This is a genomic window from Paenibacillus sp. FSL L8-0340 (assembly GCF_038593145.1).
Taxonomy (GTDB): domain Bacteria; phylum Bacillota; class Bacilli; order Paenibacillales; family Paenibacillaceae; genus Paenibacillus_AQ.
This window is the reverse complement of sequence record NZ_CP151967.1, coordinates 6,238,712-6,258,844: the sequence shown is the minus strand read 5'-3', so window position 1 is coordinate 6,258,844 and position 20,133 is coordinate 6,238,712. Positions and strand designations below refer to the sequence as shown.

17 protein-coding genes are annotated in these 20,133 nt (G+C 50.7%); 9 read left to right on the top strand and 8 right to left on the bottom strand.

Features of this window, described 5'->3' with window-relative positions; all coding sequences use genetic code 11:
* Positions 1–179: 179 nt before the first annotated feature.
* From NST07_RS28670 to dnaI, 3 genes are all read left to right on the top strand, one after another.
* Positions 180–476 (top strand): YuiB family protein, encoded by a 297-nt coding sequence (locus NST07_RS28670; RefSeq protein ID WP_038596106.1) that lies wholly within the window; start codon positions 180–182, stop codon positions 474–476.
* Positions 477–677: 201 nt separating this feature from the next.
* The gene (locus NST07_RS28665; RefSeq protein WP_038596104.1) at positions 678–2,219 is read left to right on the top strand and encodes a DnaD domain protein; all 1,542 of its coding nucleotides are present in this window, start codon (positions 678–680) and stop codon (positions 2,217–2,219) included.
* A gap of 24 nt (positions 2,220–2,243) precedes the next feature.
* Positions 2,244–3,200, top strand: a complete 957-nt coding sequence (gene dnaI / locus NST07_RS28660) for a primosomal protein DnaI (RefSeq protein WP_038600668.1) — start codon at positions 2,244–2,246, stop codon at positions 3,198–3,200.
* A gap of 266 nt (positions 3,201–3,466) precedes the next feature.
* Here dnaI and NST07_RS28655 read toward each other — a convergent pair whose 3' ends face one another.
* On the bottom strand, positions 3,467–3,625 hold the full coding sequence (locus NST07_RS28655; RefSeq protein ID WP_144024388.1) for a YqzM family protein: 159 nt from the start codon (positions 3,623–3,625) through the stop codon (positions 3,467–3,469).
* 351 nt (positions 3,626–3,976) lie between these two features.
* Here NST07_RS28655 and trxA point away from each other — a divergent pair, with 351 nt between their 5' ends.
* The 3 genes from trxA to NST07_RS28640 all read left to right on the top strand — a co-directional run bounded on the left by trxA (position 3,977) and on the right by NST07_RS28640 (position 8,230).
* Positions 3,977–4,294 (top strand): thioredoxin, encoded by a 318-nt coding sequence (trxA, locus tag NST07_RS28650; protein ID WP_038596102.1) that lies wholly within the window; start codon positions 3,977–3,979, stop codon positions 4,292–4,294.
* Positions 4,295–4,424: 130 nt separating this feature from the next.
* Positions 4,425–6,434 carry an excinuclease ABC subunit UvrC gene (gene uvrC / locus NST07_RS28645; RefSeq protein ID WP_342480618.1) on the top strand — a complete coding sequence of 670 codons (2,010 nt, stop codon included), beginning with the start codon at positions 4,425–4,427 and terminating at the stop codon, positions 6,432–6,434.
* A gap of 197 nt (positions 6,435–6,631) precedes the next feature.
* Positions 6,632–8,230: a sensor domain-containing diguanylate cyclase gene (locus NST07_RS28640; RefSeq protein ID WP_341096066.1), complete on the top strand. Its 1,599-nt coding sequence runs from the start codon at positions 6,632–6,634 to the stop codon at positions 8,228–8,230.
* A gap of 231 nt (positions 8,231–8,461) precedes the next feature.
* Here the strand turns inward: NST07_RS28640 and NST07_RS28635 are convergent, their stop codons facing one another.
* From NST07_RS28635 to NST07_RS28620, 4 genes are all read right to left on the bottom strand, one after another.
* Complete coding sequence (locus NST07_RS28635; RefSeq protein ID WP_342480617.1) at positions 8,462–10,171, bottom strand: CPBP family intramembrane glutamic endopeptidase; 1,710 nt, start codon at positions 10,169–10,171, stop codon at positions 8,462–8,464.
* A 134-nt stretch (positions 10,172–10,305) separates the two neighbouring features.
* Positions 10,306–11,862 (bottom strand): hypothetical protein, encoded by a 1,557-nt coding sequence (locus tag NST07_RS28630; RefSeq protein WP_342480616.1) that lies wholly within the window; start codon positions 11,860–11,862, stop codon positions 10,306–10,308.
* Entirely contained in the window at positions 11,859–12,593 is a 735-nt protein-coding gene (locus NST07_RS28625) for an ABC transporter ATP-binding protein (RefSeq protein ID WP_342480615.1), read from the bottom strand. Before NST07_RS28625 ends, NST07_RS28630 begins: the two co-directional genes overlap by 4 nt.
* Positions 12,577–12,975 (bottom strand): GntR family transcriptional regulator, encoded by a 399-nt coding sequence (locus NST07_RS28620; protein WP_341096062.1) that lies wholly within the window; start codon positions 12,973–12,975, stop codon positions 12,577–12,579. The genes NST07_RS28625 and NST07_RS28620 overlap by 17 nt, the downstream gene beginning before the upstream one ends.
* 211 nt (positions 12,976–13,186) lie before the next feature.
* On the opposite strand from NST07_RS28620, the gene NST07_RS28615 reads away from it, so the two are divergent.
* On the top strand, positions 13,187–14,545 hold the full coding sequence (locus tag NST07_RS28615) for a TrkH family potassium uptake protein (RefSeq protein WP_342480614.1): 1,359 nt from the start codon (positions 13,187–13,189) through the stop codon (positions 14,543–14,545).
* Between the two features lie 15 nt (positions 14,546–14,560).
* Complete coding sequence (locus NST07_RS28610; RefSeq protein ID WP_341096059.1) at positions 14,561–15,229, top strand: TrkA family potassium uptake protein; 669 nt, start codon at positions 14,561–14,563, stop codon at positions 15,227–15,229.
* A 223-nt stretch (positions 15,230–15,452) separates the two neighbouring features.
* On the opposite strand, the gene NST07_RS28605 is transcribed toward NST07_RS28610, so the two are convergent.
* Genes NST07_RS28605 through NST07_RS28595 form a run of 3 tightly spaced genes read right to left on the bottom strand, consistent with a single transcriptional unit; the run spans position 15,453 to position 17,451 of the window.
* A complete protein-coding gene (locus NST07_RS28605; RefSeq protein WP_341096058.1) occupies positions 15,453–16,145 on the bottom strand; it encodes a hypothetical protein in 693 nt (230 codons plus the stop codon).
* Positions 16,142–17,083 carry an ABC transporter ATP-binding protein gene (locus tag NST07_RS28600; protein ID WP_341096056.1) on the bottom strand — a complete coding sequence of 314 codons (942 nt, stop codon included), beginning with the start codon at positions 17,081–17,083 and terminating at the stop codon, positions 16,142–16,144. The genes NST07_RS28605 and NST07_RS28600 overlap by 4 nt, the downstream gene beginning before the upstream one ends.
* A complete protein-coding gene (locus NST07_RS28595) occupies positions 17,080–17,451 on the bottom strand; it encodes a GntR family transcriptional regulator (RefSeq protein ID WP_341096054.1) in 372 nt (123 codons plus the stop codon). The genes NST07_RS28600 and NST07_RS28595 overlap by 4 nt, the downstream gene beginning before the upstream one ends.
* Before the next feature lie 318 nt (positions 17,452–17,769).
* On the opposite strand from NST07_RS28595, the gene NST07_RS28590 reads away from it, so the two are divergent.
* Positions 17,770–20,037 carry an AraC family transcriptional regulator gene (locus tag NST07_RS28590; protein ID WP_342480613.1) on the top strand — a complete coding sequence of 756 codons (2,268 nt, stop codon included), beginning with the start codon at positions 17,770–17,772 and terminating at the stop codon, positions 20,035–20,037.
* Positions 20,038–20,133: the final 96 nt, after the last annotated feature.

Here is a 20,133-nt window from a genome sequence, read left to right as displayed (position 1 = left end):
GATCTATTTGCATTGTATCGCATGCGGGAGGCCCAGAGCAAACCCTGACACCGGCATTTGAGTTGAATGGAGCGTGAGCTGCAATAATGTTCATTGCTTCGTTACATTTTTTCTAGTAAACTTACTATTAATTAAGGCTTAGTGTGCGGTTCTTTATAGAGAGAGGGGATGGCGGTACGATGGGATTTATTCCTGTGTTGGTTCTGGCCGTTTTATTCTTTGTCATGATGTTCGGCATTGGCTTTATCCTCAATATGTTAATGAAGACCACCTGGTTTCCTGCATATCTGTTCGTGATTGTCATTCTGCCGATCGTAATTTATTCTATCTGGGATAGAAGCGCCATGACGCTCTGGGAGCATTTGTCCACCTTTCATATTGTGGATTATCTTACGGGGATTGCCGGACTTGCGGGTGCGGTGCTCAGCGGCTGGACGATCCAGAAACTGCGGCTTGGTGGCTATAAAATGTTCTGATAAAGATTACATCACACAGAAACGGCTGCACTCAGGCCGTTTTTTCTTTTTTGCCCGCTATCGCCAGCAAGTGTTCATAAGGGGACGATAATGCGGCGAAATGCGCCTTATTTGGTTCTTTTTTTACATTTCCGGCCGGGTGTTTTGTGATAGAATAGAAATCTATATGAATTCGTGTAGAAAAGGGGGAGGTATCCGCAGATGCGTATGAGCAACTTGCATCATTTCACCGAACATCATCGGTACTGCGTTTCCCGCGAATTCGGTCTAAGCAGTGTGGATGGACGTATGCTGGGTTCGGTCTATCAGCCGATGGTCGGAGCCTTTGCAATCAGCCTTTACAGGCTGTTGTTTGAACATATTCCGGCTGAAGCAATCGGCTACTCCACAGTGGAGCAGCAGCGCAGGCTGTTTATGACGCTTGGAGTTGAACCGAATGAGAAGGGCCGCAAATATTTAGTGGATCAGGCTTCCCGGCTGGAAGCGGTGGGGCTGCTTCAGACCTGCCGGATCTATGTAGGGGAAACCGAGGATTATATGTATGAATACGAGCTGCTGCCGCCGCTGTCGCCGGCTGACTTTTTTGCAACTCAGCATTTGACGCTTCTCCTGCGGGACAAGATCGGCAAATTCGCTGTGCTGTCGCTGCGCGAGCAGTTCTGGAACCGCGAGCCGGAGGAATGGAGCCGCCGGTCGATTGGCAAAGAGAATATTTCCCTGCCCTTTTATGATATCTTTCAATTGAATACCCATGTGATAGATTATGAGCTGGAGCAGGCGCTGGCCGAGGTAGCTACAGTCCGCCAGCCGGGGACGCGCGAAAGCGGCGAGCCGGCCATCGGCTACAGCGATATTATTTTGCGGTTCCCCAGGGAATCGGTCAACCGGGTTCATGTTGAGAAGCTGCGTTTTGATCATACCCAGATGGGTGTCATTAATTATGTGGCCCATAAGTATGAGCTGAGTCCCCAGGATTTAAGCCGTCTGCTGGATGAGGACGGGGTCTTTACGCCGGACGGCGAGGTCATTCTTGATACGCTGCAATACAAGGCGAGCCAGCATTTCCGCCAGGATATGAAGCGGCAGGAGAAACGGGAGATCGCTGCGGCCAAGGTAGTCTCGCTGCGCTCAGCAGCGGCTGAGGAAGGCGATGATTCCATTGCTCCGCCGGAACAGTCGGTTGAGATGGAATATTATGTGGAGGTTCCTCCGCAATTCATGTCCAAATGCGATATTCACCAATATAATATGATGCTGCGCAACGAGCCTTATACACGGCTGCTGCAAACCTTTTTTCCGGGTGCGGTGCCGGGCCAGCTGATGGATATTTTTGAGAAAATAGATCTGAACTACAAACTCAGCGGTGAAGTCATCAATGTGCTGATTCACTATCTGATGACGATGGTGGCTTCGGGCGGCGATCAGCGGATGAACCGCAATTTCGTTGAGGCTATCGCCTCCAATATGCTGGTGAAGCAGGTGAACACTTATGAGAAGGCGGTGCGCTACATCCGTGACCAGTCGAAGGTCAAGGGCAAAGGTGCGGCATCCGGCTCCACCGGCGCGTCCGGGACACGCCAGCGTTCTTATGCGAAGAACGGGCGCTCCGCCAAGCCGGAAATTCCGATGGTGCTGGATGACGGCAGTGCCGGAACCGTATCGGAAGAGGAATTCGCGGCGATGATGAAGAAAGCTGCAGAGATTAAGGCTAGTAAGAAAAAGGGCGTTTCGAAGACGCCGTAAAGAAAGCGAGGTGCGGAAATGGCAATGGAGTCTATGGGCGAAGTGCTGCGTTCGATGAACAATTCCGCTCTGCGCCAGCGTTCGCGCGATCTTGAGCAGAATCTGCTGAACCATCCTTTGGTGAAGCAGCTGCAGGCTGAGCATCCGGAGCTGGAGGAGTCGCGGCTCAAGGTTCACTTGAGCCGGTTATATCAATATGTCGAGGAGAGCCGCCACTGTGCAAACTGTCCCGGCCTGGAGAAATGCCCGAACGACTTCCCCGGGCACTACAGCAAGCTTACAGTTGAGACCGTTAACGGCTCGTCGGATCTATATGAACGCAAGACAGCCTGTAATCTTAAGGTGGCACAGGATAATCAGGACAGCATCCGCAAACGGATCCGCAGCTTCTATGTAGACGAACGGGTGCTGAACGGCGGTTATGACGAGATGGATATTATGGGCAAGGACCCGCGCAGGGCCTCAGCCGTGAATAAAATATTTGATTATATTGAAAGAATCAAAGAAAACGGACTTACTTCGCAGGGGATTTACCTGCACGGCACTTTCGGAACAGGCAAAACGTTCCTGATGTGTTACCTGCTCCATGAGCTGGCGGTTGCAGGGTATAGCGGCGTAATTGTATACATGCCCGATTTTATCGAGGATCTGAAGTCGATTATGCTGGACGGCCAGAAATTGAAGGAAACCGTCGATACCCTGAAGAATTGCGATTTGCTTATTTTTGATGACATCGGTGCGGAGAACCTGAATCCGTGGGCACGCGACCATGTGCTCGGGGCAATCCTCAACTACCGCATGAACCGTAAACCTACCTTCTATACCTCAAATTATCCGCTGGACGGTCTGGAGAAGCATTTGAGCTTCACCAGCAAGGACGGCGAAGAGCTCTACAAAGGCCAGCGGCTGATGGACCGCATCGCTCCGTTTGTGGAGGTTATTCCCCTGCACGGGGAGAATCAGCGCGGAACAGGCCGATAAGGCGAAGAGCCAGCTTTATAATAAACATACAAACAGCGGCAACCTGGGATGTTAAGTCCAAGGCGCCGCTGTTTTTTTGAAAATATAAGAATTAATATGTTTCACACGGTAACTTATCCTTCTATTTCCCGCTGAAACGGTACAGTCCTTAAAAAGGACGGCAAAGCCGTTTCCGCTTGAGCCCTAAACCGGATTGACGCAAACAAACCTCCAGCGTTTCCTTGTGGGAAAGGCTGGAGGTTTGCGCTGTGATAAAACCTGCCTGTCTATTCGGAGAGAATGAATTTGACGATTACCATTCCGAAGAAAACAAGCGTCATAAATCCCGTCATTCCAAAAAAACCGGCCAATAAATCACCTAAATCGTTGCGGGGCTCCTCATTGAAGTGCTCCCGCGGGTCCCGGACCTTAGCATTGACATCCATAGCTTGCTCCTCCTTGCGGTTGCATGCCTGCACTTAAATAGGTTACAGTTATACATGTGAGAGAAGTCATTGACAATTAATGCGCTTTCCTCAAGTATACGAACTCAGCGGTGAGATGTAAAGATGAGTTTCTCTTACAAAAAATAGATTTTATACAATGTAATTGTCTAAAACATTTCCCAAAAGCATTGTATATATGTTATACTGTTGATGTGTCGGTAAATGGTAATTTGGTTATCATATTACATGAAACATTTTTATCCCGCTAACATTTCGGAGTGAATTCGCTCGAACTAGCGTACGCTATAGAAGCGGATATTGCTTCGCAAAACTTAAAGGAGGAACAATATCATGGCTATCGTGAACGTGTCTGACCAATCCTTCGTCGGCGAAGTGGAAGGTCAAGGTACTGTTGTAGTAGATTTCTGGGCACCTTGGTGCGGCCCTTGCAAAATGCTTGCCCCTATTCTGGAGGAATTGTCCACCGAGTTGGGAGACAGCGTTAAAATTGCTAAATTGAATGTAGATGAGAATCCGGAAACGGCTTCCCGTTTTGGAGTAATGAGCATTCCTACGCTGATTTTCTTCAAAGACGGCCAACCTGTGGATAAAGTTGTAGGACTGAACTCCAAGGATTCCCTTAAGAATATCGTAGCTAAACATCAATAATTTCATTTGATGCTGCTGTACTTGGGCCGTTTTCGGCCCAATCGCCAAAGCGCCTCCGGTTTATCCGGAGGCGCTTTGTGTGCTAAACTTACCTTATAAGCTGCAGCCAAGTCTAGGTGGGGGAGAAATCATGGACTATAACGATAATATCCGCAATAAGCTGGCACTGCTGCCCGACCTGCCCGGGTGCTATCTGATGAAGAATGAAGAAGGCACCATCATTTATGTGGGCAAGGCCAAAGTGCTGAAGAACCGCGTCCGCTCTTATTTTACAGGCAGCCATAATGGTAAAACCCAGCGGCTTGTCGCCAATATTGTTGATTTTGAATACATTGTGACCTCCAGCAATATGGAAGCGCTCATTCTGGAGTGCAACCTGATTAAGAAGCATATGCCGCGTTACAATGTGCTTTTGAAGGACGATAAGACGTTCCCGTATTTGAAAATAACGAATGAAGCTCATCCGCGCCTTGAGGTTACGCGCCGGGTGATTAAAGATAAAGCGAAATATTTCGGGCCCTATCCGAATGCTTATGCGGCCCATCAGACAAAAAAGCTGCTGGACCGGATGTATCCGCTGCGCAAATGCGGAGTAATGCCGAAAGAGGTCTGTCTCTATTATCATATGGGCCAGTGCCTGGCACCTTGCGAGAAGGAAGTGCCCAAATCCGCCTACGAGGAAATCACGCAGAATATTGCCGCTTTTCTTGGGGGCGGCCATGAAGCGGTTAAGAAGGATTTGCAGCAAAAGATGCAGGAAGCCGCAGAGGAGCTGTACTTCGAGCGGGCTAAGGAATTGCGTGACCAGATTATCCACATCGATGCCCTGATGGAGAAGCAGAAGATCAACACAGCGGATACCAAGGACCGCGACGTCTTCGGCTATGCTGTGGATAAAGGCTGGATGTGTGTGCAGATTCTGTACATGCGGCAGGGTAAAATGATTCAGCGCCATTCGTCTGCTTTTCCGTTCTACGGAGAGGCATACAGTGACTTTATGTCTTATGTGACGCAGTATTACAGCGACAATCCGGCGTTGCCGCAGGAGATCCTGCTGCCGGATAAGCTGGAGGAAAACACGGATAAACCGGCTCAGGCCACGGCTTCCGGTGACATTGGGATGACCGGTGCGGGTGCGTTCACAGCGCTTGTTGCCGAGGCGGCCTCCGCTGATGAAGCTGCGGCGGAGACTGCTCAGGTAACGGCGCAGGATATGGCAGAGGATGCAGAAGAGCGTGAAGCCGCAGCGGCCGAAGCTGCTGCAGCCGGCACCGTGGATGCGGCCGGAGGAGCGGCGGCCTTGCAGGAATGGCTGAACGTCAAGGTGCTTGTGCCGCAGCGCGGGCTCAAGAAGCAGATGGTCGGCATGGCCTGCCAGAACAGCCGTGTGGCGCTTGACGAGAAGTTCCGTCTCATTGAACGGGACGAGGAACGGACCTCTGGAGCGGCCCTCAGCCTCGGCCAGAGCCTGGGTCTGGAATCGCTCAGCCGGATAGAAGCCTTCGATAACTCGAATATTCAGGGAACCAATCCGGTGTCGGCGATGGTGGTATTCATTGACGGCAAGCCTGCCCGGAAGGAATACCGCAAATACAAGGTCCGCACGGTCCAGGGACCGGATGACTATGAAACGATGCGCGAGGTGATCCGGCGGCGTTATGAGCGGGTGCTGAAGGAAGATTTGCCGCAGCCTGATCTGATTGTGGTCGACGGCGGGAAGGGGCAGATCTCCTCGGCCATCGACATCCTGCAGAACGAGCTCGGTCTTTACATCCCCGTCTGCGGTCTGGTCAAGGATGACAAGCACAAAACCGCCCAGCTGCTGATCGGCGACTCTGCCGAGCCGGTGCCGCTGGCGCGGGACAGCCAGGAATTCTATCTGCTGCAGCGTATCCAGGATGAAGTCCACCGCTTCGCGATCACCTTCCACCGCGAGCAGCGCGGCAAGTCGATGGTCACCTCGAAGCTGGACTCCATTCCGGGCATCGGTGATAAGCGGCGGAAGCTGCTGCTGAAGCATTTCGGCTCACTCAAGAAAATTAAGGAGGCCTCGATTGAGGATTTCCGCCCCCTCTCCATTGGCGAAAAGCTGGCGGGGCAGATTCTTGAGGCGCTTAAGGACGAGGAAACGTCCGTGTAGGTGTGCCGCTTCCATTACAGCGGACTCCAGGCTGACCCCTACGGGTCGGCCTTTTTTTGAGGGTTCAGATAAGGGTTGCGTCTCGGGGAGAGCCGAGCAACGGCGGGCATTTGCGCGCCATCTTTTTATCGAATAACATCATGACTTGATGTATTATGTATTTAGTTGTTTTTTATAGAAATGAGGAGGGTTATCGTTTGTTTACAGTAAGAAGGGCCGAACTGTGTCCTAGTAAAAAAATCAGTCTCACATGGCTGCTTACGGGCCTGGTGACGCTGGTGGTTCTGCTAACCTCAAGCATTCTGCTGATTGGCTCTTACGAGTCCAAGAAACAATCTTTGATAGAGACGACACTCCAGCTGAATTACTCCAGCGCTGAACGAATGTCTAAGACGATGGATTCCTTATTCCTGTCCATGCGCAATAGCCTGAAATACAATGCTGGTGTACTCTCTGATTTTGATGCCATGGCTCCGAAACAAGTGGATAATTATTTGGAACTGATACGCAACAGCAGCAATTTCTTCAATTCCATCTCCTTAGTTGATGTCGACGGGGTGATCCGCAACGTAGTTCCTGCAAAAGTGGGAACGGCCGGCAAGCTTCTTACCTCCAAAGCCGGTCAGGAGGCTCTGGCGCTACAGAAACCATATCTCTCCTCCCCTTACCTAACCCCAAACACTAAGCGGTTAATCGTATTTATGAGTCAACCGGTTTTTAGCAGGAACGGAACATATCTCGGTATTTTGAGCGGGACGCTTTATCTGCAGGAGGACAATATCCTGTCTATGATTTATGGGAATAACAACGTGGACGAGTACGGTTCTTATTTTTATATTGTGGATTCCAAGGGGCGGCGGCTGTACCATCCAAACAAGCAGTTTATCGGGAGAGATATCAGCACCAACAAGGTTGTGCAGAAGCTCATGAAGGGAGAGCACGGAAAAGAGCGAGTAATTAATACCATCGGCATTGAGGTGCTTGCGGGGTACTCCAGTGTTCCAGCCAATGGATGGGGGATTGCGGTCGTATCGCCGATTAGTATCATCCATCAAAAGCTGATGGGCCATCTCCGGACAATTATCGCGTATTCGATCTTCCCGTTTCTTATGCTGCTGATGGGCGTTATTTTCATAGCATACAAGCTGGCCCGGCCGTTTGTGCATCTGGCAAATTTGGTGAGCAGGATAGGCAAGGAGAACATTGTAATTCCGGAGGTAAGGCCACAATGGAGCCGGGAGGCAAAGTTGCTGACCGATGCTGTATTGCTTGCTGTAACAGATATTCAGAAACAGACGGATCAGCTTACTCAGGAGGCCGCGACGGATGCGCTGACGGGCTTAATGAACCGGAGGTCGCTTAAATATCAGATGGGTCATTGGATTGACTCCGGGCTGCCGTTTTCGCTCATTGTACTGGATGTAGACAGATTCAAACTCGTAAATGATACCTATGGCCATGTTACTGGTGACGAAGTACTGAAACACGTTGCCGGAATTATAGTATCCTCGCTTCGCCCAAGTGATGTCTGCTACCGCTACGGAGGTGAAGAGTTCGTCATTCTGCTGGCTGAAACAAGACCAGAGGAAGCTTTTAATGTAGCCGAAAGAGTCCGGCTGGCCCTTGAACAAAGCGTGGCTCCCATTCCAACACGGCTTACGGTCTCTCAAGGTGTAGCGCACTATCCTTTACATGCGTCAGAGCAAGAAGCGCTGCTGGAGATGGCGGATCGGGCGCTGTATCTGGCCAAGAAAGGGGGGAGAAACAGGACTGTGATTGCTGAGCCTAACGATTGAAGATTATAGTGAAATTTACCGGTTTGCGAAGATAAGGGGAATCCGGGAATCATGCAGAAATGTTATATATTATTAAATGTTATTATAATCAGTAGGGGCAGTTTCTAATTCAGGTGTTTACCATATTGGTTGCATTGGTGCTCTATGACCGCTTCTTTAAAAGGAGATAAAACGAGGTGTTCCGCAGGCTGATGGCAGCCAGTTGGAACACCTCATTTTATTATTGAAAGCTTAATTTAAGTTGCCAGCAGGCTGAAGCGATTCTTCGGGTTCCCGTGGTTTCGGTTGACCTGGCTTGTTCGGGGGGTTAAACCGGTACACGATGTAACCGACCACGAATGGCAGGATGAGCGTCACGATTCCGGCACCTACATTTACGCTCTCCTTCATGAAGATCAGCGTGGCTCCCATCAGAATGCTGTCAAACACGACATGGCTGAACATGACGGCGATAAAGCCGTAGCGCAGGAAAATATAGCTGAACAGCAGCCCGATCACTGTCAGCTCGATCGGACGCGAGCTGATCGGGTAAATCGGATACAGTGTATGGCCGAAAGCCCAAATGAGCGTCGTGATCAGCGAGGCGATGAAGGTGTTGCGGACGATTTTTTTGAGCATCCGGATGCCGAATAGGCGGTAGACGGCTTCCTCGGACAGGCCGGCAAGCCAAGCGACGATCGGCAGCAGCCAGGCATATCTCATATTGTAGGGAGATTGGCTGGCGTCCGTGGTGGACCAGTTATGCAGCGTGAGCGACAAGATGATGAACATAATTGTCTGCACACCAAGCAGGATAAAAGCCCAGATATAACCGGTACGCATGCTGTCGAGCACATATTTGCCGTATCCCGGCTCCTTGGTGCGGGGCCAGGGATTCAGGCCTTCCTCCTTGCGCCATAAGCCGTTGCCTCCAACGAGCGAGAAGTAGAGCAGGGAGGACATCAGCAGGCTGTACAAGGCGTAAATGACGAACAAGATGGCAGCGGTTATCCGGGCCTCAGGACTGTCGCCGGATTCCGGCAGCATATTGTAAGTGCTGACCATCATGATTACAAAATGGGCCAAACTTAAGAAGATGCCGCGCATAAAGGAAGTATGGCCTCTTCGCAGAATGCTGTAGATCAAGGCGAGAATGCCAAGAGCCAGTGTCGGCAGGCCGTAGCCAAAGCGCGTCAGCGTTTGGGCCAGCGAGGTCTGGTCCTCTACATACGAAGTATGCCAGGAGGGAGCGGAAAATCCGGCCCGGAAGTAAGAAACCTCACCATCCTGGAAATTAAAGTTATAACGCAGCAGAGTTTCTCCGACTTTGACCGAATGGTCTGTATAGACAAGCCCGTATTCATTTGTACCGGCTTCGATCTGCAGCTTGGCGGGATTTACTCCCCATTGCTTGAGCCACGGGCGGGCGAGCTCCTCCTTTTTATCCAGAGAAAGCGAGGAATCACTGTTTGCACGGGCAGCAGCCGGAGCGCTTCCATAACTGGATCCGTCCCCGGATTTGATGCTGGCACCGCGGGCAAAGGCCACAACCTCTCCGGTGTACATATTGAGATCAACGGCGAGCTGGGCGTCTTTTTCTCCGGAAGCTTGAAGCACAGCATGATAGACGTCAAAGGGATAACGCTGATCCAGCTTGTTCTTGGAGTAGTCCTGCAGGAGCTTCTCCCGGGACATATATCCGTAGAAGTCCGAGTCAGTCTGATAAGTGACGGTCCAATGATCCTTTGCTGTCTCCGTATGGCCAAGCTGCTGGGCTGCGAATGCGGCGGCATGTGAACGGGCTTCGTTCTTGCTGATGACGGTGGTATCTTCTCCATTAGTACCCGAAAGGAGCTGGGGAGCTACCTGGAACATAATAAATACGATAAGACCCAGAATGCCCGATACGATAAGTTTGATGGAAAGAGGCCGCTGCTGTAAGGGCTGGCCGACGGAATTCATGAAACGCCTCCTTGTGATGGATTGATCCTGCTCTTTTCCTTAAGCTTCGTGCTTTTCTTATTATAGTATCACTTGGCGTGCAGTTACAGGAAATTTCCTGTTGTCCCTTTACGTTTACGTGAAGATTGCCAAGCTTATGCTTGTTTTGTTTGGGCTGCAGCCTTCTTCTGCGGAGTTAAGATGAGATGATAATATTTGGCTCCCGCAAAAATACAGCATGCCGCAAGGGGCAGGCCAATGGCCGCAATCCAGCCCAGCAGGCTCCAGTCCGGCATCATGCCGCTGTGTATATCCTCAGGGATCATAAATCTATTGATCAGGACGCTATGCAGGGTGCCCAGCAGCACGATCGGAAGCAGAAGTAAGGACAGTGCCGATGATTTCATCAGATAGTATTCGGCCTGCATCAGGCCCAAGGTTAGTGTCAGTGTAAGTGTATAAAGAAGAAATGAAAAGAGCAGCCATGTCAGGGCGTAAGACAGATTGTGCGGATCGGTCTTGCCTGTAATTAAGCCTATAATACTCCCTGCAATAGCGGAAAGCGCCAGAACAATGATGATCCGCATAACGGTAACCCATACAGCAGCAACTCCGGCCAGCAGTACAGTCAACCGGCTTTGCGGGAGGCCGAGCAACCAGGGCAGCTGTTTGCGTTCGAGGCTGCTGCGGCTCATCATCCACAGGAAACCGAACAGAACGGGCATCATAAACAGCGCTCTTGAGACGGACTGGATAGCTAATCCGTCTGTTGATCCGTAATAACCGGCCGCAATGATGAGCAGCGGCACTGCCAGCTTCAGGGTGACTATGACCGGATGTTTTTCTATCCGTTGTACGCGGCTGGTATGTAACCGGTACAGAGTGGTGAATGGCGCTTTGCGGATGGTAAATGTGTTTATTTTCGCGTTCTTTCCCCATCTTGAATTTGCAGATGAGGGAAGAGCGGTTGATCGGAGTTCCCCCATTGCTCCCAGTCCGTTGCGGGCGATAAGCGGCATCAGGAAGTAACAGAAGGGCCACCCGATTAGAATCAGAGCAAGTGCATACATCAACACTGCATTCGGAGAGGCATATTCCACCCCTTCCAGACCAAGAGTGGATGAGCTTAGCAAGCCGGCATAAATAAGCGGCAGCAGCCACAGTAAATTATATGGAATAACCAGCAGCACAGCAGCTTTTCGTGCACGCATAAGCAGGGTGATTGCTAGCCCCCAGACTACTGCTAAAGGCAGTGTGGCTATGATGAACAACGTATAGGAGGCAAGCGTGTAGATTAGCTCCACAGCCGGAAGCGGGGCATACCGGCCGGCAAGAGCGGAAAGGGCATATACGGCAATGGCAGATGCCATCACCAAAAAGGTGATGTTCAGGCTGTGCTTCAGCAGGCTGGCCACTTTGGCATAGAGCAGTGTAAGCCGGGAATGTGGAAAGGATAAAAACCATTCTCTGTGCTGTTGACCTTGGAATGCCAGGATGTGAAGCGTGGACAGGCCCAGCGTAACGGTCCATAGCAGCAGTGCTGCAAAGATAAACGGCGAACGCTGCGTTGCTCTGGTGGCGGGAAGATACATGCCGACCAGCACCATCACACAGAACAGCGATAAGCCAATCAGAATGCTCTTAGATTTCCCCTGTCTGGAAGGGCTGAAACGGCTGTACTCCAACTGAACAAGTGTCTTCAGCGCTGTCATGCGAACACTTCCCTGTAACGAGATTCTACCGATTTGCCGGACTGGCGGAGCAGTTCGACATCTTCGATGCTCTGGATTTGGCCTTCACCGATCAGGATCAACCGGTCAAACAGCAGCTCCATCTCGCGGATATCATGGGTTGCGATCAAGAAGGTACGGGCGCCGTCCGCCAGCTCACCCACGACCGCCGAAGCGATCCGTTCTCTGGAGATTAGATCCACTCCGGTGAATGGCTCATCGAGTATAACCAGCGGTGCCTGGCGCGACAGACAGGTCAGCAGCTGCAGCCTGGCTTCCTCGCCCCGGGACATCGCGGATATCTGCGATTCCGGTGAGACCGAAAGCTCACGGAGCAATTCCTGTGCTTTGGCTTCATCCCAGTCCGGGTAGATGCCTCCGGCAAAGCCGAGCCACTCGCGGACGGTCAGCCAGCCGGGCAGGTTGCTGCGGTCCGGCAGCATGGACAGTTCGCCGAGACACTGAACGCCTGCCGGTTTTCCGAATATGTGAGCCGAGCCGGAATCTGCTGCCGTAAGTCCGGATATGATGCGAAGCAGAGAGGATTTGCCTGCTCCGTTAGGCCCCAGAAGGCCCGTTAAGCTGCCTTGGGGAATTTGAAAGCTGATTCCGTCCAGAATTATTTTCTTCTTTACCTTAAGTTTTAAATTATTGCATTCTACTGCCGGAGCTTTCGCTGACAATCCGGCAGCCTTATTATGATTCACTGGCATTTGAATCCTCCTTATCGAAATTCAACATTTGTTCAGCAGAGATGCCGAGCGTCCCGGCAACAGCCTTGAACTCCCGGATTGCCTTGCGCATAATGGCTTTGCGCGCCTCGCCGATGACCTCTTCCTCACGGGTAACAAAAGTGCCTTGGCCCCGGTAGGTGACAATCAGCCCCACCCTCTCCAGCTCCTGGTAGGTTCTGGCGGCGGTAGTCGGATTAACTCCCCGTCCGGCGGCCAGCTCTCTGACTGAGGGCAGGCGCGAGCCGGGGGGGATAAGGCCGCTGACAATCCGTCCCTGTATGGCTTCGACAAATTGCTCGTAAATCGGAAGCGAGGGGTTGATTTGGAATTGCTCCGGCAAAAGCTCAATAGATGGGTCCATGGGGTCCTCCCCTCATAGTGGTGTTATTGGTGTATGGATACATGCCATACACTTGATGAATGAAGTGTACCACTACACACCATACAATATCAAGTGGAAAATCTCACATCCGTAAATCGCCTTTGTGAAGTTGGACAATAACGTATATAATTTGTATGTTTATTTAGTGTTTAATTTCATTTGCAGAAGCGAATATGAGAGGATGAGGAATTTGGCTTCCCCGTTTCCCAAAATTTCCAAATTCAGATTCTTGAAGCTTTCCCCGCCTCAAATACTGGTGTTAGGCTTTGCAGCCGTCATTCTGATCGGCACCCTGCTTCTGATGCTGCCCATTTCAAGTGCATCGGGTCACTCGCTAAGGTTCATTGATGCGTTGTTCACCGCAACGTCGGCTACCTGCGTGACCGGACTTGTGGTGGTAGACACGGGGACCTATTTCAGCGTTTTTGGTCAAATTACCATACTGGTGCTGATTCAAATTGGCGGCCTCGGATTCATGACGATGGCGACCTTATTCGCACTCTTGCTGAAACGCAAAATTTCGCTGCGAGACCGGCTTATCCTTCAGGAAGCCATGAATCAGAGCTCGATGGAGGGCATTGTCCGGCTGATCCGCAAGGTGCTGCTCTATTCACTTGTTATTGAGGCAAGTTGTGCAGCGCTGCTAGCGCTGCGTTGGGCGGTGGATATGCATTTTGGCCGCGCGTTGTATTATGGCATCTTTCATGCTGTCTCGATGTTTAACAATGCCGGGTTTGATATCTTCGGCGGCTACCGCAGCCTGACCGGATACGTCAATGATCCCACTGTGAATATCGTCGTCATGTTCCTTATTGTTTCCGGCGGTATCGGGTTTATTGTCATGTCGGATCTGATGGATTACCGTAAGAGCCGCAGGCTGCTGCTGCACACCAAGGTTGTCCTGTCGATGACGGCGGCGCTGATTCTAATTGGAACAGTAGTCATTTTTGTTTTCGAGTTCACCAACTCACGCACGCTGGGTCCGCTGAACCTTGGCGGCAAACTTTGGGCCTCCTTCTTTCAGTCGGTAACGCCGCGAACCGCCGGTGCCAATACGGTGGATATCGCCGGGTTGCGCCAGGCTTCGCAGTTTTTCATCGTAATTCTGATGTTTATCGGGGCTTCCCCGGGCTCGACTGGCGGCGGGATTAAGACAACAACGTTCACCCTGATGATCGGGGCGGTAGTTTCGATGCTGCGCGGACGTGAGGATATCGTGCTGTTCCGCTACCGGGTGGCGCAGGAGCGTGTGTTCAAGGCGCTGACAATTACGCTGCTTGCTTTACTGCTGATTGTTTCCGTATCGATGGTGTTGTCCACCACGGAAGGACGCCCCTTCCTGATGATTCTGTTCGAAACGACCTCGGCCTTCGCCACTGTGGGCCTCAGCATGGGATTGACACCGGAATTAACGGAAGCCGGCAAGATTCTGATCAGCCTGACCATGTTCGCCGGAAGGCTGGGTCTGCTGACCCTGGCGTATGCGCTTGGCCCGAAACAGGGTAAAGCATTGTATAAGTATCCGGAAGGCAAAATGATAATTGGATAAGGGGCTAAACGAATTATGAAACCACAGCAGTTTGTCGTAATCGGTCTCGGCCGTTTTGGCTCAAGCCTTGCGCTTGAACTGATGGCCATGGGCTATGAGGTGCTTGGGATTGACCATCAGGAGGACCGGGTTGAAGAGATGAGCGGCCGGCTGACCCATGCCGTAATGGCGGATGCTACAGATGAAGGAATTATGCGTTCGCTGGGGGTGCGTAATTTTGACTGCGGTATTGTGGCAATTGGAGATAACATGGAGCGCAGCATACTGGCGGCGATCCTGCTCAAGGAGCTTGGTGTAAAGCAGGTGGTTGGCAAAGCGATAACGATTCTTCACGGGCGGGCGTTGTCCAAGCTGGGGGTCGACCGGGTTATTTTCCCCGAGCGGGATATGGGTGTCCGTGTGGCACATCAACTGGTGACGCCCAATCTTCTGGACTATATCGAAATCTCCAAGGATTATAAAATTGTCGAGCTGACCGTGCCTTCCTGCATGAATGGCAAAAGCCTCTCGGAGCTGAACACCCGGGCCAGATACGGCTGCAGCATCATTGCCCTGAACCGCGAGGACGGGATCATCGTTGCTCCTACCGCGCATGACCATGTGAATGAGGGTGATATTATGGTGGTCATTGGCTCCAATCAGAGTATTGAAGAGTTCGAGGACGGAGCTGTAAATGTGGATTAGTGCTATATGCCCGTCTGCGTAGAATTATAAAAGGAATATAAAAACGCCCGGATGCGTATCCGGGCGTTTTGCTATGTGAAAGCGAGGAAATGGTAGTGAATATCTGTGAATAGCCTGTAGTAAATGTCTGGTGACAAATCCGCGCCTTTTTTTAACTCATCTAAGGTATCTCTTTGAATGTGATGTAGCAGTATATTTTTCTGGGGCAGAACCTGTATCTATTCTACATACGAACGGGAGCGCGGCGGTAAATCAGCCAGCCGATTAGCACCAGTGCCAGAATAGCTGCCCAAAGCATGAGCGAGCTCTCGGCGGGAAGGGTTTCGGGGGAAAGCGGAAGCAGTCCGGACTCATCGGTGATCGGAAGAGAAGGCATCAGGTTTACGGCCAAATTTAGGAGTCCGACATAGAGAATTAAAGAGAAGATGCCTTTTATGGTTCCGAGCCGGTGAAAGCAGGCGATAATCACAAAGAGGGCAAGCGAAACGGCAATTAGGCCCACCGCAAATAAATACCAATGAAGCAGAAAAGGCTTGCCGCTGCTGATTTCCATGCCAAGGGAGGGCATTAAAGCTTTGCCGATTTCCGACAGCACAGTTTCCGCAAATGCGGCAGAAACGCAAAAGATTGCGGAGGCCAGAATCGTGCTGAAATAGAAGTTCTTGCGGGTTACACTAAATCCGCTCATCAGCGGAAACGTTAGATTGGCGTTCACTACCACATTGATTAAGGTGAATATCACAATCACATTGCGGCTGAGCCCGAAGATATTGTGCTCCGTTATGGTGACCAGTGAAGGCAGGAAGAGCTTCAACAGTAATTGTGCAGTGTTGACCAGCAATAGTACACAGAAGAGGATGATTGTGGCTCTGCGGTAATCCTTCAAATGGAATTTCGTCAAATTGCGTAAGCTCATAGGTTACCTCCTCCTTGGCCGTTGGCAGTATCTCTAAGTGTCATATACACGAACAGCTTTTGCAGGGGGATTGGAGACAGCTCCACACCTTGTTCCTGCAGTGTTCTGCGTTCAGTCGGATCTGTGAGGTCTTCCAATGCCAGCATAAGCTTGCCGCCCAGCCGTTCAGTGTGCAGGTTCCGAACATCCCCGGACAGCTTCTCAAGCACTGCGGCGGGGCCGGTAGCATAAGAAGCTTTGGCGGCAAATTCCTCCACGGGACCGTTGTAAGCGATGGTGCCTTTTTTGACATAAGCTATTTGTTCAAATAAATTTTCGGCCTCATCAATGAGATGGGTCGAAATCACGAAGGTGCGGGGATATTTGCCATAATCCTCAAGAAGTATCCGGTAAAAGATTTCCCGCATCGAGGCATCCAGCCCAAGGACAGGTTCATCCAGCAAGGTCATTGGAGCACGGCTTGCCAGTCCTTTGATGATTCCGGCCATTGATTGACCGCCGCGCGAAAGCTGTTTGTACTTCTTGCTGCCGCCAAGTTGGAATTTGTTCATCAGGTCTTCGGCCAGAGTTGCATCCCAATAGGGATAGAACAGTGAGGCATAACTATAGATTTGCTTAAGAGAGTACTCGTTCCAGGACCGTTCATAGGTCTTAACCATACAGATACTGCTTAGAACTGAAGGGTTTTCATGTACCGGCATGCCGCCGTAGGTAATAGTTCCGCTGTCTGGAAACAACAGGCCGGCGATTAGTGCAAGTAAAGTGGTTTTGCCGCTTCCATTGGCACCAATAAGTCCGTGAATCGTCTCCGGTTTCAATATAAGCGAAGCATCTTGTACCCCCTGGCCTCCGTGGAAGATCTTTCTGACATGATTCAGCTCAAGCTCTGCCTCGGGCAGTGCTGCCTTCGCCTCAATCGTCTTCCTGGTGATCATCATCGGTTCTCATCCCCCTTGCGGATCATTTCAGACAGTTGCCCAGCCGTAATGCCGAGCTTGCCGGCTTCACGGATCATGGCCACCACATACTGCTCATAAAACTGCTGCCTGCGCTTATCCGTCAAGTCCGCACGCGCACCTGCTGCCACAAACATCCCAATTCCCCTCTTCTTGTACAATATTCCTTGCTCCACGAGCAGATTCACGCCTTTGGCCGCTGTCGCCGGATTGATGCCATAAAACGAAGCGAACTGATTCGTGGAAGGCACCTGAGATTCTTCCGGTATGGTTCCATCTATGATGTCATTTTCTATACGCTCTGCGATCTGTACGAATATTGGCCGGGTGTCATCCATTTGAAATCCCAATGCTTCACCACCTAACTGGTTAATCACTCATGTAACTAACCTTAGGGGAAATTAGATCCAGTGTCAAGGGGGGCCGGCTATAGCACCTTCAATTTTCCTGATTTGTTTGAAAATTTTCCCTATACATATATTTAAAATGTTTTTTATAATGATAAAATAACAATAGCTGGGTTATCCGTTTTGAATTAAAATGTAAGCGGTAACAGTAAATACTGCTGCTGGTGCTGGTACTGGTGTGAATACCGGATTTGCCATGGAGTACGTCCACAGAAGTATTGTTCAATCTAAGTATCTACAGAAATCATAAGGGGAGTAAAAATGAAAAAAACACCGATGCTGCTGCAGCTGGCATTGATTCTATTCTGCGTTATGGCCATTCCGACAGCCATCCTGACGTGGTACAGCGGGGCACAGCTTTTACAGAACTCAGAGGAGGCCATCGGAGAATCCACACTCGCCGGGCTGAATGCCAACCGCAAGCTGAACGAGAGCGCGCTCGCTAACCTGGCGCAGGATACGGCACGTTCGGCTGCAACTAACGTTTTTGACCGCATTCGTAATTTCGAGACGTTCGAAGAACTCAACTCCAATTACAATAACGTGAGCAGCGCGCTGACTGTGATGAAGGAGTTGATGAATTTGAACCGCCGGGTAGATGGGACGGAATCCTCCTACTTCTACTTGAATGATTCAGATTATGTTATTTCTACCGACAACGGGATCACGAAGCTGGAGCGGTATGAGTCGATCAGCTGGACAACAGAAGCCCTTGAGGGGCGGAGAGGGATCAGCGGCGTATGGGTTCCCCGCAAGCTGGACTCGGGCGTCAATGTTGTATCGTACGTGTATCCTCTCAATCGTCTGTCTTCCACCACGCACGGATTAATCATCGTTAACATAAGCGAGAGCCAGATCGGTAAATATTTGCATGAAACAGAAGTCGGAGACAGCAACCACCTGCTTCTGGCATCGGACGGCACAATAATATCATACAAGGACAAGTCGAAGCTGCTTACTGACGGTTATGAGCTGCCATTTATCCGGGATATGCTGACTCAGAAACCGAGTGAAGGTTATACATTCCGTGAGCTTGATGGCAAACGGATGGTTTACGCCTGGAGCCGCTCTTCATTGTCCGGATGGTGGAATGTAAGCTGGAGCTCTATGGATGAGCTGATGGCCAAATCACGTGATATGCAGGGGAATATCATTTTGCTTACGGGTGCTATTATATTGCTGGGAACAGTTATGGCTGTCGTTCTCGCGACTTGGCTGTCCAGACCGGTGAGGCAGCTGGTGCGGACGATACGCTCCAAAAATGATTTGGGTGTGGTGAATAAGAATGAGCTTGCCTTCCTGGATATGGCGTTCAAACGAATGCAGGAGGAAGAGGATAGTCTGTTCCAGCTCCTGCAGGAGCGTGAGCAGGATACCCGCAGTCTCGCCGTTCACCGTCTTTTGCGCGGAGAGATTCCGCCCCGGATCACGGAGGTTTTTCCGGAGGCGTGTTACAGAATCGCCGTTGTCTCCATCGACCAGTATAGAGTATATGTGGGCAATACCAATGTGGAGACACGCAGCTACCACCGGTATCTGCTTAACACGAAGTTTGAAAGCTTCTTTCCAGAGGGAATTCTGGCCCGTTCTGTCTATCATAACGACGGCTGTATTGTGATTGTGATGAACTTTGCTCCGGGTGAGGATGAGCGGAGCAGCAGCCTGATCCATCAGGCGCTGGAAAAGGTCGGGGATCAGTCGCTTGCGCTGCTGGAGCATTCGGTCACGATCGGATTAAGTAATTTGGCTGATGCACCCGAAATGGTTGCCCGGCGGTTGTTTGAAGCGATGGAATTGATTAAGCAGCGGATGATAAATGGTGCCGGCAGCATCATGTACTGGGAGGATGAGGGGGAGAACAGCCGTAAATATATCGACTTCGACTGCAGTGAGCGACGGATTCTCAATTTCCTGGACGCCGGCAACCTGGACGGGATTTTCAAAGAGCTTCAGAGCATCCGCTGTCAGATCAGCTCGGAAGAGAATATTTCCTATGATAATATCATGTTCATTTATCACCAGCTGATAGGTGCGACCATCAAGCATCTTCGCGAGAATCATATCGGTACCGGAAGAATGATTATGGGCAAAGGCAACATATACACCATTCTGGCTGCGATGGATACGCTTGATGAGCTTGAAGAGTATTTACATGAAATTTTCCGTGAAATCGTACAGAGTCTGGACCGTAGCACGGGTGAAACCAATCATGGAGAACGGATCATTCAATATTTGAAGGAAAATTACCGTGAAGAAATTGTATTTGAGGATATGGCTAAAGAAATCGGCATTAGCTACTCTTATATGCGCAAGATCGTGTATGAGCTAACCGGAAACAGCATGATCGATTATCTTAATCAGCTGCGTATCGAGAAGGCCAAGGAACTGCTGCTGGATACCGACCTGACGATTAAGCAGATTGCAGCGGAGGTTGGCTATCATAATGTCCAGAGCTTCAACCGGTTTTTCCGCAAGTACGAAGGCATGCCGCCGAGCAGCTATAAGTCGGCCAAGAGCAAGAGCTCCTAGGAGCCTGCTCCTGGCCGGCAGCCGGTGGCTTTTTTTAATGTAAGCGTTTTATTTTTGGGAATACCTATCATAATTGATCATCAGGATGCTGCAGAT

Coding starts and splice junctions, on each gene's coding strand:
- NST07_RS28600 (WP_341096056.1), bottom strand. CDS start 17,083: ATGATGATCACCAGGAAGACGATTGAGGCGAAGGCAGCACTGCCCGAG.
- NST07_RS28635 (WP_342480617.1), bottom strand. CDS start 10,171: ATGAATTCCGTCGGCCAGCCCTTACAGCAGCGGCCTCTTTCCATCAAA.
- NST07_RS28655 (WP_144024388.1), bottom strand. CDS start 3,625: ATGGATGTCAATGCTAAGGTCCGGGACCCGCGGGAGCACTTCAATGAG.
- NST07_RS28630 (WP_342480616.1), bottom strand. CDS start 11,862: ATGACAGCGCTGAAGACACTTGTTCAGTTGGAGTACAGCCGTTTCAGC.
- trxA (WP_038596102.1), top strand. CDS start 3,977: ATGGCTATCGTGAACGTGTCTGACCAATCCTTCGTCGGCGAAGTGGAA.
- NST07_RS28590 (WP_342480613.1), top strand. CDS start 17,770: ATGAAAAAAACACCGATGCTGCTGCAGCTGGCATTGATTCTATTCTGC.
- NST07_RS28610 (WP_341096059.1), top strand. CDS start 14,561: ATGAAACCACAGCAGTTTGTCGTAATCGGTCTCGGCCGTTTTGGCTCA.
- NST07_RS28605 (WP_341096058.1), bottom strand. CDS start 16,145: ATGAGCTTACGCAATTTGACGAAATTCCATTTGAAGGATTACCGCAGA.
- dnaI (WP_038600668.1), top strand. CDS start 2,244: ATGGAGTCTATGGGCGAAGTGCTGCGTTCGATGAACAATTCCGCTCTG.
- NST07_RS28625 (WP_342480615.1), bottom strand. CDS start 12,593: ATGCCAGTGAATCATAATAAGGCTGCCGGATTGTCAGCGAAAGCTCCG.
- NST07_RS28670 (WP_038596106.1), top strand. CDS start 180: ATGGGATTTATTCCTGTGTTGGTTCTGGCCGTTTTATTCTTTGTCATG.
- uvrC (WP_342480618.1), top strand. CDS start 4,425: ATGGACTATAACGATAATATCCGCAATAAGCTGGCACTGCTGCCCGAC.
- NST07_RS28620 (WP_341096062.1), bottom strand. CDS start 12,975: ATGGACCCATCTATTGAGCTTTTGCCGGAGCAATTCCAAATCAACCCC.
- NST07_RS28665 (WP_038596104.1), top strand. CDS start 678: ATGCGTATGAGCAACTTGCATCATTTCACCGAACATCATCGGTACTGC.